Here is a 12121-nt window from a genome sequence, read left to right as displayed (position 1 = left end):
AATACGGGCGCCCGAAGGCGCCCGCTTCTGATCGGGGACCGCGGGGGAATCAGCCTGGGATCAGAACCTTGTTGATGACATGGATGACGCCATTCGATTGCAGAACGTCGGCGATCGTGATCAGGGCGACATCGCCCTTTGCATCCGTCACGGTGAGATGCGAACGGCCGCGGCGCTCGATGGTCAGATCTCCGCCCTGGACCGTCTTCAACGTCGCCTTGCCGCCGCCTTGATCGACCTTGTCGGCAAGGTCTTGCGCGGTCAGATGGCCCGACACAACGTGATAGGTCAGAACGGCGGTAAGCTTGTCCTTGTTTTCCGGCATCAGCAGAGTTGCAACCGTGCCCTTGGGCAATTTAGCGAAAGCTTCATTGGTCGGCGCGAAAACTGTGAACGGGCCGGCGCTGGCCAGCGTGTCGACCAGACCGGCCGCCTTGACGGCGGCGACAAGCGTCGTGTGATCCTTCGAATTGACGGCGTTCTCGACGATGTTCTTGGTGGGATACATCGGGGCGCCGCCGACCATCACAGCCATCGCAGCCATAACGGGCGCCGCGGCCATGACAACGCCGAGCGAAAGGCCCGCGGCAAGCATAACGGTCTTAAGAGAGATCCTGGCGTTCATCTCTGTTCTCCTGTGCGTTTCTTCATTTGATTGAAATGAGCAACCCCGTTGATCGGGATGTGATGGAAACGGAGCGAAATGGCGCAAGTTTCAGAGCATGCGATAATAGTTTGATTGCCCTCCTGAAAATTTAGCGCGAAACTTCTCCTACGGCTTTCCGTTTCTTTCGTGAGAGCGACCAAGATTGTCGTGGGGAATCAAATGTCTGTATCGGCGAGCGAAATTTCTCCGAACGTCGGCGCGCCCCACTCAGATGGACGGCGCATCATTTATCGTCACACGCTTCTGGTTCGCGCCACGCATTGGATCAACGCGCTCTGTTTTGTCCTTCTTCTGATGAGCGGTTTGCAGATATTCAACGCCCACCCTGCGCTCTATTGGGGGGCCCAGAGTACTTTTGACAAACCACTTCTGGCTCTGACCGCGCAACAAGGGAGCGACGATTCCATCCAGGGCGTGACCACGATTTTCGGAAAATCTTTCACGACAACCGGCATTCTGGGGGCCTCGCGCGATGAGAGCGGCCAGCTTACGGAGCGTGGGTTTCCCAGTTGGATGACGATTCCTTCCTATCAGGACCTCGCGACCGGCCGGCGCTGGCACTTCTTTTTCGCCTGGCTGCTTGTGCTGAACGGCGTGGTCTATGTGACGAATCTATTCGCGCGCCGTCACTTGAAAGACTTCCTGCCCTCGGGCCGCGAATTGCGCGCAATCCCGGCGTCGATCCGGGAGCACGCGCGGCTGCGCTTTCCCAGGGGCGATGAAGCCTTGCACTACAATGTGCTTCAGAAACTCGCCTATCTCTCCGTCATCGTCGCACTGCCTCTCCTGGTGTTGGCGGGCTTGACGATGTCCCCGGCGATCGATGCAGCCTTTCCCTGGCTGGTCACTCTGTTTGGCGGACGCCAAGCGGCGCGCACGATCCATTTCATTATGGCTTTCTATCTCGTCGGATTTGTCATTGTTCACATCGTCATGGTGCTGATCTCAGGTTTTCTCAACAATATGATTTCCATGATTACCGGTCGTTACGCGATTGAGGAGGGCCGTCGTGAAGCGTGAGGCCATTCTCAGTCGTCGACAGATGCTGACGCGCGCAGCCATGGGCGGCGCGGCGCTGGGATTGGCGGGATGCGACCGCCTGTCGAACGCGACCGGGAGCCGATCGGTGCTCGACGCCGCGGAAAATCTCACGCGCGGCGCGCAACGGGCGCTGCTCGCGCCGCGCGACGCGCTGGCCCCCGAATATGGACCCGCCGATCTTTCGCCAGGCTTTAAACCCAATGGCTCGGTCGATCCCGACGATCCCGATTACGTTCAGGCGCGCGACGAACATTTCGTCAACTGGAAGCTCGGCATTGGCGGCCTCGTCGACAAACCGACACAGCTTTCGCTCGCCGATCTCAGACAATTGCCGGCGCGTGCGCAGATCACCCGCCACGATTGCGTCGAGGGCTGGAGCTGCATCGGCAAATGGAAGGGCGCGCCGCTCGGGCCGATCCTCACCGCGGCCGGACTGAAGCCTTCGGCGCGCTATATCGCCTTTTATTGCGCTGATACTCTTGAGCAGACGCTCGACGGGACGGGGCAATATTACGAGACGATCGATCTTGTCGACGCTTTTCATCCGCAAACGATATTGGCCTATGACATGAATGACGAGCCGCTGCCGGTCGCTCATGGCGCGCCGCTGCGTCTGCGCGTCGAACGCCAGCTCGGTTACAAGATGGCGAAATATGTGATGCGGATCGAGGCTATTGAATCCTTCGACAAGATGGGTCGCGGTCGTGGCGGCTTTTGGGAGGATCGCGGCTATGAATGGTACGCGGGTATTTGAAGTCGGGTTCCGCGGACGATCGCCAACGCGGCATTCGCCGCCAGCAAGCGACCGACGGCTTTAGGCGGGCGCAAGGCGCCGCTTTGCCTTGTCCGCGGCTGCGCGCGCCGATGCCGTGACATTGAACATCTCAAGCCCGTCAAGGTCGTCGCCGGTCACGGGCGTCAACGCCTGATCCATGTATTTGCGCGCTTCGGGATCGCGCTTCACTGCGCGGCGAACCAGGGCCATGCGCCAAACGATACGTGCGATGGCCAAATGCTTGGCGACGACGCCGAAGATATATTTGGGGTAGAAAGTCACGGGACTTTCAATGGGCAAGCCAGGCCGCCGGTCGCGCCGTACTTTGCGCCTGAGATACCCGCCTTCCAACGGATGGATCTTTTCGATCGTCACGCAGCCATAGAACCAGATCAGCAGGAACATCATCTTACCCGGACTGATGCCGGTCGCGACCGCACGGCGCATCACGGTTTCCATGTGCTCGGACGTGTAATAGGTCTCCCAGGCCAGGCGATAGGCGCGCTCCCAATCGGATTTCGACATTGTCGCGTGGCTGGTGACGACGTGTTCGAGATCATATTTGTTCATATCGGGATCCATGGCGACCCCCGCCTTGGCGAGCCGTTGGTGATCCTCGGATCCAGGCAACGGCGTCAGGCAGAAAAACTCCAGGAGATCGAGCGGCAATTCGCGCTGGATGATCTTGATGTCGCGCACAATCGATTCGGGCGTATCGGCCGGAAAGCCAAGGATATAGCCGGCATAGGTGAAGCAGCCGACCTTCTTCCATTGCAACAGCATATCGCGATATTCGGCGATGCGGTTCTGCTTCTTTTTGGCGCCGACGAGGCTGTCCGGATTGATGTTTTCCAGACCGAGGAATACGCGACGCACGCCGGCGGCAGCAGCCTTGTCGATGAAGTTGGGGATGCGATGACAGAGCGTATCGACCTGGATGACGAAATTGAAGTTGAGACCATCGTCGCGCCGCATTGCAATCATCCTGTCGAACATCGGCTCCCAATTCTTGTTGCGAGCGAGATTGTCGTCGGTAATGAAGAAATGACTGATTCCCTGCGCAAGATTGGCCCGGATGATCGCTTCGACATCGTCCGGCGTGCGATAGCGCGATTTACGCCCCTGCACATTGATGATGGTGCAGAAGGAGCATTGGAACGGGCATCCGCGCCCCGCATCGAAGCTGGTGACGAGCCCCGCGGTGCGTTTGATGCCGGAGGCGGGCAGCATCGGCATGGGCGCGCCTTCCAGTCCCGGCAGATCGCTCATGAAATTATAGAGCGGCTTCAACTGGCCGGCGTAAGCGTCCTTGAGAATGGCGTCGAGGCGCCCTTCGGCTTCGCCGGCGAATAGCGACACGCCGAGCGCCTGCGCTTCCTTCAGATCGTCCGGCATGTCCGGCAGCATCGCCAGACAGCCAGACACATGGAAGCCGCCTATCGCGACTTGCACCCCAAGGGCGCGCAGGCGTCGGGCCAGATCGACGGCGTGAGGAAATTGGTTCGATTGCACGCCGACGAGGCCAACGAGGCCCCGCCCGCCTGACGCCGCGATGTCGCGCGCGATGCGCTCTGGCCGAACTCGCGCGTTAGTTTCATCGATCGCAAAGATCTCGATATCGATCGCGTCGCCAAGCACGCGCCGGGCGCGACAGTCGGCGGCAAGCCCATGAATTACGGCAAGCGTATTGGACGGAATCGCTGAGCGAGCCCATTGAATGACATAGCCGTCATCGTCGTAGTGCGATGGTTTGATCAGATAAAGTGCGAAATCGCCCAGCATTGCGCCGCCTCGCGTTTGACGAGTAGGCGCCGGTATCGCCGTCCGAGTCAACGAGGATAGCGGGGAACAGAATGAACAAAGCCTGTGTGACGATGATGGCGATCGGATCGGCTGCGCTGAGGATGCGGTCAATTGCTCCGCGCGCACCGCCGGGCAAAGCGCACCAGGATCTTTGTGATGCCGGCGCGGGCGAGTTCGGATGCATCTCAGATCGATTGAGGGGTTGAGCGACTTCTATATCCGAAAACACTCGCCGAGCGCCGGTTCCGCCGCGGAACCGGCGAAACGCTTCAGGCTCGTGCAACGGAGCCTGGCCGCCAACTTGACGAGCTACGACCTCACTGGTAATCATGTTGACATCTTTTAGGATAGAATAGATGAATTTTATCAATGGATTATCTCGTTACAAGCAACCCGGCTTGAATTCGTTCGGCTCGCGTCTGCGATGACCATACGTTCCCATAATGGCGACCTGCCGGCTGGCCTCAGATTTGGCGCGGCGGTGGCGATCGACACGGAGACGCTAGGGCTTGACGTCCACCGTGATCGTTTGTGCGTCGTCCAGCTTTCGAGCGGCGACGGCTCGGCTGAAGTTGTTCAGATCGCTCACGGCCAGACGCGAGCGCCCAACCTTGAGAAATTGCTGGCCGATCCCAACGTCCTCAAGCTTTTTCATTTCGGTCGTTTCGATATGGCGGTTCTGTGCCATGCGTTCGGGATCATGCCGGAGCCTGTCTATTGCACCAAGATTGCGTCAAAGCTCGCCCGCACTTACACTGACCGTCATGGTTTGAAGGATCTCGCGCGCGAACTCATCGGCGTCGATCTTTCAAAGCAGCAGCAATCTTCCGATTGGGGCGCCCCCGCCTTGAGCGAAGCTCAGTTGACTTACGCCGCTTCGGACGTCCTGCATCTGCATGCGCTGCGCTCTAGGCTCGACGCCATGCTCACGCGCGAGAATCGCGACTCTCTTGCGCGCGCCGCCTTCACCTATCTTCCCGATCGCGTGCGGCTGGATCTGGCCGGGTTTGCCGAAATGGACATCTTTTCGCACGCCTCGCCGTAGAGCGGCCGACGATTCGCGGATTTGTCGCTCGATTGAAAGCAGCCTAGTTCGAACGGAGTTTTGGCCTCAGCCACATGTCAAATAGAGGCCGCCATAACTTCGCCATCCATTATCTTTCAATGATATCATCTTTCAAAAGTGTCATATTGTGTGATCGACAGTGGCCCAACGCCGCCAAGATCATTATGGAGCCGCATGGCAGACATCGCCGCCAGAATTGAAATGACCGCAGGAATGGAAATGGCCAGCGGCCGGAAAAGGACACAGCAGGCCAAAGCTTTTGCGGCGGCGGCCCGGCATTCCGCACATGTCCGCTTTCTTCGGGTAGCCCTCCTAGGCGGCGCCGTCGGGACGGTCGCCCTGCTCATCAGCATCGCTTTGTTCGATCCGTTCGGCAGGCTCGCCGGCGGCGTCTCGATGAGCGGCATCGGCGTGGATGGAACCAAAGTGACGATGGAGCATCCCAGGCTCGCCGGTTTCCGAAAGGACGGGCGACCCTATCTGGTCAATGCACGCAAGGCGGTTCAGGATGCGCTGCACCCGACATTGGTCGAATTACATGAAATTGACGCCGATATCGCGCTAGCGGAGGGCGGTTTGGCTCACATGACCGCAAACTCCGGTCTCTACGATAGTTCAAAAGAGCATATGGACGTATCGGACAATGTTCGCCTCAAAAGCCCGCAATATGACATGTGGCTCAAAAGCGCCAGCATCGACTTCCATAACGGGCTTTATGTTTCCAAGGAACCGGTGACCATTGTCACGAGCACCGGGACGACCTTGGCCGGAGATGCGATTTCGGCGGTCGACAACGGCAAAGAACTGACCCTTGAGGGACATGTGAAAACGACGATTCCGCCCGCGTCGGCCGCGGATGAGACGCAAGCCCAGTTGAAAGGCGCCAATCCATGAACGCCTCCTGGCGGCGCGGCCGCGCCATCGCCTTGATCATCGCCGCGCTTGTCTGCGCGCCGGGGCTGGCTGTCGGCAAGACGGTCTCCTCGTCACCCGTCTTGCCGGGCGGCAATTCCAAGGAACCGATCTCGATCGCAGCCGACAAGCTTAACTATTTCGACAAGGAGCAGAAAGCCGTTTACACCGGCAACGTGGTGGCCATCCAGGGCGACAGCAAGCTCACCTGCTCGGTCCTGACCATCTTCCTGGCGAAGACGGAGGCCCCGGCCGCCGACGCTTCCGCGAGCGCAGCCGCGGCGCCAGCGGCCAGCGCGGGCCCCGAGGTGGGAACGGGCGGGAGTCAGGTCAAACATATGGACGCGACAGGCCCTGTCACGCTCGTCTCGAAGACGCAAGTAGCCACCGGCGACCGCGGTTCTTACGACAAGGAACAGAACAAGGTCTGGCTATTCGACAATGTGACTTTAAGCGATGGCGGCAACGTCACCAAAGGCGACAAGCTCACCTATGATCTGACGACCGGTGAGGCCGTCGTCGAGGTGGGCAAGACTTCTGGTCGCGTTATCGGCCAGTTCATCCAAGGCTCCAGCGGCCCCGACACGACTGACAAATCGGCGACGCCAAAGAAAGACGCCGGCTCAAACGCCACTGACAAGCCAAAGGCGGCAAAGAAGAAAGTTCCAGCGGATAACACGGCGCCCAAGACGCAGTGAACCAGAGACTGGCGAGCAGCGCATCATCGTCCTATCACCATGATCGGGCGCCGCGGCGCGAGAAAAGCCAAGCAAGGAAAAGCTTCCCTTGAGCGACGATGCAATTCCCCGCGATGCGAGATTCGCGCACTCACGCGGGCTTATCGGTCGCCTCACAGGCTGGGGCGTGAAGCGGGCTGAGAGGGGCGAAGAGCCGGCCGACGCCACCGCGGCGCCGATTGAAGCCGATGGGCGCCGCGCCTTGGGCGAGGAAGCCGCCGGCGTGCTCGCTGTTTACAACCTAGGCAAAAGCTACGGGGGACGCGCTGTCGTCAAGGACGTTAGCATCGCGTTGCGGCGAGGCGAGGCAGTCGGGCTGCTTGGCCCCAATGGCGCGGGAAAAACGACCGTCTTTTATATGATCACTGGATTGGTGCGGCCAGAGAAAGGCATAATCGAGCTGGACGGTCACGATGTCACCGGCCTGCCGATGTATCAGCGCGCTCGGCTCGGCATCGGTTATTTGCCTCAGGAGGCGTCGATTTTTCGCGGCCTCAATGTCGAGGATAATATACGCGCCGTACTCGAAGTGACGGAACCCGACCGCGCGACGCGAGAGAGAGAGCTCAATTCCCTGCTCGATGAATTCGACATCGCGCGGCTGCGCAAGGCGCCCTCGATTGCATTATCGGGGGGCGAGCGGCGGCGCTGCGAGATCGCGCGAGCGCTGGCCGGCAAACCTTCGTTCATGCTGCTCGACGAGCCCTTCGCCGGCATCGATCCCATCGCGGTGGGCGACATTCAGGATCTGGTGCGCCATCTCAAAGGGCGCGGCATCGGCGTGCTCATTACGGATCACAACGTGCGCGAGACGCTCGGCCTCATCGATCGCGCCTATATCATTCACAGCGGCCACGTCTTGACCGAGGGCGCGCCTGACGAGATCGTCGCGCATCCCGATGTGCGGCGATTTTATCTGGGCGAAGACTTCAGAATGTAGCGTGCGCCGGTCGAGAACGGTCGGGGACAGAAAACGCCCTTACCCTGCCTATTCGTCCTCGCCAAATCGACTGGCGACCAATTCCGCAATAGCATCAAGCGCCGCCTCCGCCTGCTCGCCCAGAGCGGACACCGTGATCGTCGTGCCCATGCCGGCGCCGAGGGTCAGTATTCCCATGATAGAATCGCCGCCCACTGTTTCCCCGCACCGGGTCACCTTGATTTCGGCGGCGAAACGATCAACGCATTGGACGAATTTGGCGGTCGCGCGCGCATGCAGGCCTTTGCGGTTGACAATGTGCATTTCGCGCACGCGCGCGCCCGCAAATTGTGGCGGGGGCGGGCAATCGTCGTCGCGTTCCTCGCCTTCGGATTCCGTCATTTTCCGGTCAGGACTTTGCTGGCCACCGTAATATATTTGCGCCCGGCGTCGCGCGCCTCCGTGACCGCCTGGTCGAGGCCCGCATTGTCGCGCAGCGAAGCGAGCTTGATCAACATCGGAAGATTGATGCCGCAGATCACTTCGATGCGTCCTCCGTCCATGACGGAAATGGCTAGGTTGGAAGGCGTGCCGCCGAACATATCCGTCAACAATACAACGCCCGCTCCGTCCTGAACGCGCGAGACTGCGCCCAGAATATCAGCGCGACGCAGCTCCATGTCGTCTTCGGGGCCGATCGCAACGGTCTCGAATTGCGACTGAGGCCCAACCACATGCTCCAAAGCGGCGCGAAAACCCGTCGCCAACTGGCCGTGGGTCACAAGGACCATTCCAATCATCAAAAATCCATTGCTTTATGCGCCCAAGTCGCCCGACGCGAGGGCGCCGCATACCAATTGGTCAAGCGGCGGCATTTTTGTGCACTGCGGCGAATTATTCAAGCGAAATGAGCAAATCCGGTCATAATCTTGTCGCCAATCTTGTCAAGGTATTCCAGCACCGCAAAAGCCCGCTCGACCGGGCCGGTTTCGCCGTCAAATGTCAAGCGGGGCAATTCGACTTCGTCCAAAGACGCCTTGAGAGCGCCTTCGTCAGGAAGGCGCGCGGCGCGCACGCCGTCGGGCAAAAGGTCGACGACCAATCGGATGATTGCGCAGGGTTCCGCCGACGCGCGCACGATCCCGTAACCGCGTCTCTCAATGAGGCCACGCATATTGGGCGCGCCGATCGCTAGAATCCTTTGATTCTTCAAGTGGATCAGCACCCAGTCGTCGCCGATCAACCTCGCGAACAATTGTCGATCGCCGGCCAAGGCCAGAAGCGCGAGGGCCAAGCCGCTCTTGCCAGAACTAGAGGGTCCGCGAATGAGCACGCCGGCTTCGCCCACGATCAGCGCTGTGGCATGAATCGCGTCTCTGGAGCGATATTGTTGTTCCGAGTCTGGGGCGCCGCCGCCCGCCAATCTGCTCACAACGCAGCGGCGGGCAGCGAGATCACGAAGCGCGCGCCCGCTCCGTGCCGCACGATCTCGTCCTCTTGGTCCCCGTCGTCGCCTGGCGTTTCTTCGGCATAGGCGCTGTCGACGAGCGCGCTCGCGTGAGGAACGGGGGGGGCGGCGTCAACCGGCGCCGGACGGTTCTGCGCCCAGATGCGTCCCCCGTGGGCCTCCACGATCTGCCGCGAAATCGAGAGGCCGAGCCCTGAATTCTGGCCAAAGCCTTGGCTAGGGCGATCGGTGTAGAAACGCTCAAAAATGCGCTCGAGCGCGTGCGATGGTATTCCTGGCCCGTCGTCCTCGACGGTGACGAGAATCCGCGCGCCCTCATCCTCGCTGTCATCGTCGGGAAGAATCTCCAGCCTACGCAGGGCGACACGAACCTCGCCGCCAGGTTCGGAGAATGAGCGCGCATTGTCGATCAAATTGGTCATGACCTGCGCCAACCGCGAATCATGGCCAAGCACACAATAGCGCGGGGCGCCCTTGTCCGAAGCGTGAACGGCTCCGTCGATGGACAACCGTACTTTGACGCCCTTGTGACGCGACGAATCCTCCGCCATCGAGACGACCGCGCGAAGCAGCGCGATCATGTCAATGGGTTGGGCGTCGTTGCGCGCGAGCTCCGCATCGAGCCGCGAGGCGTCGGAAATATCGCTAATGAGCCGGTCGAGGCGACGGACATCGTGCTGAATCACTTCAAGCAATCGATCGCGCGACGCCCCCGCTTTGACCCGAGGCAAAATCTCGACCGCGCTGCGCAGAGAGGTCAGCGGATTCTTCAGCTCATGCGCCACATCGGCGGCGAAACTCTCAATCGCGTCGATGCGGTTGTAAAGCGCTTGCGTCATATCGCGCAAAGCGTGGGAAAGATGGCCGATCTCATCGGAGCGCGCCGTAAAATCGGGAATTTGCTGGCGCGATTTGATGCCGCGCCGCACGCGCTCGGCCGCTTCGGCAAGTTTGCGCACGGGTTCTGCAATCGTTCCGGCTAGAAACATTGAGAGAATGAACATCACCGCCGCCAGCACAAGAAAGAAGCGCAGGATCGCCCATCGCTCCGAAGCGATGACCGCGTCTATGTCGCCCCCTTGTGTCGAAAGCAGCAGCGCGCCGCGAACCGCTTGCCGCTGCTGGATTGGCACGCCGACCGAGACAATCGTTTCGCCGTCGGCGTCGACCCGGACGACGGACTGTGTCTGACCTCGCAAGGCGTCGGCGACTTCAGGATGAGACTTGCTGTTTCCAACCCATGGCTCGTCAACGCGCCGCTTCTTAGCGGGAACGAACCAGCGCTTGATCGCGATCCACGCGCGATCAAGCCCAGTCGTGTCTTCGGCGCCGGCTTCTCCGGGGTCGGAATGCATGATCACGCCGCGCGACGAGAGCGCAAGCGAATCGAGCAAGAGCAGCCCGTCGCGATCGTAGATGCGCGCCCTGGTCCGCGTCGGCGTCACCAGCCGGCGCAGAACCGGGCCGACTCTTTCCGGATTGATCGAAAACTCGATCGACTCATCTTCTCCCTCGGTCGGGGCTGCGCTTTCGCCTGGCGCCAATTGCAGCAGCTTCTCAGGGTCGACGGTAATCGTGTTGGTTTCGACGGCTGCCGAGGCGGCGATCGCCGCAGCGATGATCTCTCCCTGCGTTCGCAAGCTCTGCACGCGCGCATCGATAATATCGGCGCGAAACTGATTGAGGTAGAGGAAGCCGACGACCAGCACGAGAAGGCCGCCCAGATTGAGCACGACGATGCGCCGCGTCAGCGACGAGGAGAAACGCGAAACAATGGCGCGCCACGCAAGTCGGGCGCGCAATTTCAGGCGCGCGCCGCGCACACGGGCCGAAGCCGGCGAAACCACCCGACCCCGTCGCGCCCCGGCGCTCATTGCCGCACCTTGCCTTTGGCCATATCGAAGCCTGGCTTCTTTCGCGTTGCCCGATTTTTGAGCTCACGCCTCCCGGAAGCGATAGCCCACGCCGTAGAGCGTTTCGATCATTTCGAATTCGTCTTCGACAACTTTGAATTTTTTCCGCAGCCGCTTGATATGGCTGTCGATCGTTCGATCGTCCACATAGACCTGATCGTCATAGGCCGCGTCCATGAGCGCGTTGCGGCTCTTGACGACGCCGGGTCTGGTCGCCAGCGCCTGCAAAATCAGAAATTCTGTGACGGTCAGCGTCACGGGCTCGTTGTTCCAGGTGCAAGTATGGCGCTCGGGATCCATTTTGAGCCGGCCGCGCTCAAGTATCTTCGCTTCGCTTTCCTTCTGCGCCGCCGCTTCCTTGGGGTTTGAGCGGCGCAGAATCGCCTTGACACGCTCCACCAGCAATCGCTGTGAAAACGGTTTGCGGATGAAATCGTCGGCTCCCATCTTCAGACCGAACAATTCGTCGATCTCTTCGTCCTTCGAAGTCAGGAAGATCACCGGAAGATCCGATTTCTGGCGCAGGCGGCGCAACAATTCCATACCGTCCATGCGCGGCATCTTGATGTCGAATATGGCTAGGTCCGGCGGGCTCGTTTTAAGGCCTTCCAGGGCGCTCGCTCCATCCGTATAAGATTGGACGCGATAGCCTTCCGCTTCGAGCGAAAGCGAAACGGAGGTGAGGATGTTGCGGTCGTCATCGACCAGGGCAATCGTCGGCATGAGGCTCCAACCTGATAAATCGTTCCTGAGCTTGCGGCGGCAGTCTACGTTTTGGCCGCCGGGCCCAGCTCATCGCGGCGGACCATTAAGACCGTTA

Annotated in this window: 14 protein-coding genes; 6 read left to right on the top strand and 8 right to left on the bottom strand. The window is 60.2% G+C overall.

The annotated features are described in order from the left end of the window. Positions 1-49: 49 nt before the first annotated feature. Positions 50-625, bottom strand: a complete 576-nt coding sequence (locus tag GSQ90_RS01095) for a fasciclin domain-containing protein (protein ID WP_158812635.1) — start codon at positions 623-625, stop codon at positions 50-52. Positions 626-826: 201 nt separating this feature from the next. Here GSQ90_RS01095 and GSQ90_RS01090 point away from each other — a divergent pair, with 201 nt between their 5' ends. Both GSQ90_RS01090 and GSQ90_RS01085 read left to right on the top strand, forming a co-directional pair. Next, positions 827-1687 carry a cytochrome b/b6 domain-containing protein gene (locus tag GSQ90_RS01090; protein ID WP_158812634.1) on the top strand — a complete coding sequence of 287 codons (861 nt, stop codon included), beginning with the start codon at positions 827-829 and terminating at the stop codon, positions 1685-1687. A 22-nt stretch (positions 1688-1709) separates the two neighbouring features. Then, positions 1710-2462, top strand: a complete 753-nt coding sequence (locus tag GSQ90_RS01085) for a molybdopterin-dependent oxidoreductase (RefSeq protein ID WP_158812856.1) — start codon at positions 1710-1712, stop codon at positions 2460-2462. A 60-nt stretch (positions 2463-2522) separates the two neighbouring features. On the opposite strand, the gene GSQ90_RS01080 is transcribed toward GSQ90_RS01085, so the two are convergent. Together GSQ90_RS01080 and GSQ90_RS01075 are read right to left on the bottom strand one after the other, a co-directional pair. Further along, positions 2523-4265, bottom strand: a complete 1743-nt coding sequence (locus GSQ90_RS01080; RefSeq protein WP_158812633.1) for a radical SAM protein — start codon at positions 4263-4265, stop codon at positions 2523-2525. After that, positions 4213-4656: a hypothetical protein gene (locus tag GSQ90_RS01075; protein ID WP_158812632.1), complete on the bottom strand. Its 444-nt coding sequence runs from the start codon at positions 4654-4656 to the stop codon at positions 4213-4215. Before GSQ90_RS01075 ends, GSQ90_RS01080 begins: the two co-directional genes overlap by 53 nt. 54 nt (positions 4657-4710) lie before the next feature. Between GSQ90_RS01075 and GSQ90_RS01070 the strand changes: the two genes are divergently transcribed. The 4 genes from GSQ90_RS01070 to lptB all read left to right on the top strand — a co-directional run bounded on the left by GSQ90_RS01070 (position 4711) and on the right by lptB (position 7941). Then, positions 4711-5331: a ribonuclease D gene (locus GSQ90_RS01070; protein WP_158812631.1), complete on the top strand. Its 621-nt coding sequence runs from the start codon at positions 4711-4713 to the stop codon at positions 5329-5331. 240 nt (positions 5332-5571) lie between these two features. Then, positions 5572-6246, top strand: a complete 675-nt coding sequence (gene lptC, locus GSQ90_RS01065) for an LPS export ABC transporter periplasmic protein LptC (RefSeq protein ID WP_158812630.1) — start codon at positions 5572-5574, stop codon at positions 6244-6246. Next, on the top strand, positions 6243-6962 hold the full coding sequence (locus tag GSQ90_RS01060) for an LptA/OstA family protein (RefSeq protein ID WP_158812629.1): 720 nt from the start codon (positions 6243-6245) through the stop codon (positions 6960-6962). Before lptC ends, GSQ90_RS01060 begins: the two co-directional genes overlap by 4 nt. 142 nt (positions 6963-7104) lie before the next feature. Then, positions 7105-7941, top strand: a complete 837-nt coding sequence (lptB, locus tag GSQ90_RS01055) for an LPS export ABC transporter ATP-binding protein (RefSeq protein WP_158812854.1) — start codon at positions 7105-7107, stop codon at positions 7939-7941. Between the two features lie 48 nt (positions 7942-7989). Here the strand turns inward: lptB and GSQ90_RS01050 are convergent, their stop codons facing one another. The 5 genes from GSQ90_RS01050 to GSQ90_RS01030 all read right to left on the bottom strand — a co-directional run bounded on the left by GSQ90_RS01050 (position 7990) and on the right by GSQ90_RS01030 (position 12024). Further along, positions 7990-8322, bottom strand: coding sequence for an HPr family phosphocarrier protein (locus GSQ90_RS01050; protein WP_158812628.1), 333 nt, complete (start codon positions 8320-8322; stop codon positions 7990-7992). Next, positions 8319-8720 (bottom strand): PTS sugar transporter subunit IIA, encoded by a 402-nt coding sequence (locus GSQ90_RS01045; RefSeq protein WP_158812627.1) that lies wholly within the window; start codon positions 8718-8720, stop codon positions 8319-8321. Before GSQ90_RS01045 ends, GSQ90_RS01050 begins: the two co-directional genes overlap by 4 nt. A 98-nt stretch (positions 8721-8818) precedes the next feature. Next, positions 8819-9352 (bottom strand): HPr kinase/phosphorylase, encoded by a 534-nt coding sequence (locus GSQ90_RS01040; protein WP_158812626.1) that lies wholly within the window; start codon positions 9350-9352, stop codon positions 8819-8821. After that, entirely contained in the window at positions 9349-11262 is a 1914-nt protein-coding gene (locus tag GSQ90_RS01035; protein ID WP_158812625.1) for a stimulus-sensing domain-containing protein, read from the bottom strand. The genes GSQ90_RS01040 and GSQ90_RS01035 overlap by 4 nt, the downstream gene beginning before the upstream one ends. Positions 11263-11325: 63 nt before the next feature. Beyond that, positions 11326-12024 (bottom strand): response regulator transcription factor, encoded by a 699-nt coding sequence (locus tag GSQ90_RS01030; protein WP_158812624.1) that lies wholly within the window; start codon positions 12022-12024, stop codon positions 11326-11328. Positions 12025-12121: the final 97 nt, after the last annotated feature.

The organism is Methylocapsa sp. S129 (genome assembly GCF_009765995.1).
Classification (GTDB): domain Bacteria; phylum Pseudomonadota; class Alphaproteobacteria; order Rhizobiales; family Beijerinckiaceae; genus Roseiarcus.
Note: the sequence above shows the minus strand (reverse complement) of the source record. Positions and strands in the feature narration are given on the sequence as shown.

Bases quoted from the DNA above. Each gene is read 5' to 3' on its own strand.
- GSQ90_RS01090 (WP_158812634.1), top strand. From the start codon at position 827: ATGTCTGTATCGGCGAGCGAAATTTCTCCGAACGTCGGCGCGCCCCAC.
- GSQ90_RS01070 (WP_158812631.1), top strand. From the start codon at position 4,711: ATGACCATACGTTCCCATAATGGCGACCTGCCGGCTGGCCTCAGATTT.
- GSQ90_RS01050 (WP_158812628.1), bottom strand. From the start codon at position 8,322: ATGACGGAATCCGAAGGCGAGGAACGCGACGACGATTGCCCGCCCCCG.
- GSQ90_RS01045 (WP_158812627.1), bottom strand. From the start codon at position 8,720: ATGATTGGAATGGTCCTTGTGACCCACGGCCAGTTGGCGACGGGTTTT.
- GSQ90_RS01060 (WP_158812629.1), top strand. From the start codon at position 6,243: ATGAACGCCTCCTGGCGGCGCGGCCGCGCCATCGCCTTGATCATCGCC.
- GSQ90_RS01095 (WP_158812635.1), bottom strand. From the start codon at position 625: ATGAACGCCAGGATCTCTCTTAAGACCGTTATGCTTGCCGCGGGCCTT.
- GSQ90_RS01085 (WP_158812856.1), top strand. From the start codon at position 1,710: ATGCTGACGCGCGCAGCCATGGGCGGCGCGGCGCTGGGATTGGCGGGA.
- GSQ90_RS01080 (WP_158812633.1), bottom strand. From the start codon at position 4,265: ATGCTGGGCGATTTCGCACTTTATCTGATCAAACCATCGCACTACGAC.
- GSQ90_RS01035 (WP_158812625.1), bottom strand. From the start codon at position 11,262: ATGAGCGCCGGGGCGCGACGGGGTCGGGTGGTTTCGCCGGCTTCGGCC.
- GSQ90_RS01030 (WP_158812624.1), bottom strand. From the start codon at position 12,024: ATGCCGACGATTGCCCTGGTCGATGACGACCGCAACATCCTCACCTCC.
- lptC (WP_158812630.1), top strand. From the start codon at position 5,572: ATGGCCAGCGGCCGGAAAAGGACACAGCAGGCCAAAGCTTTTGCGGCG.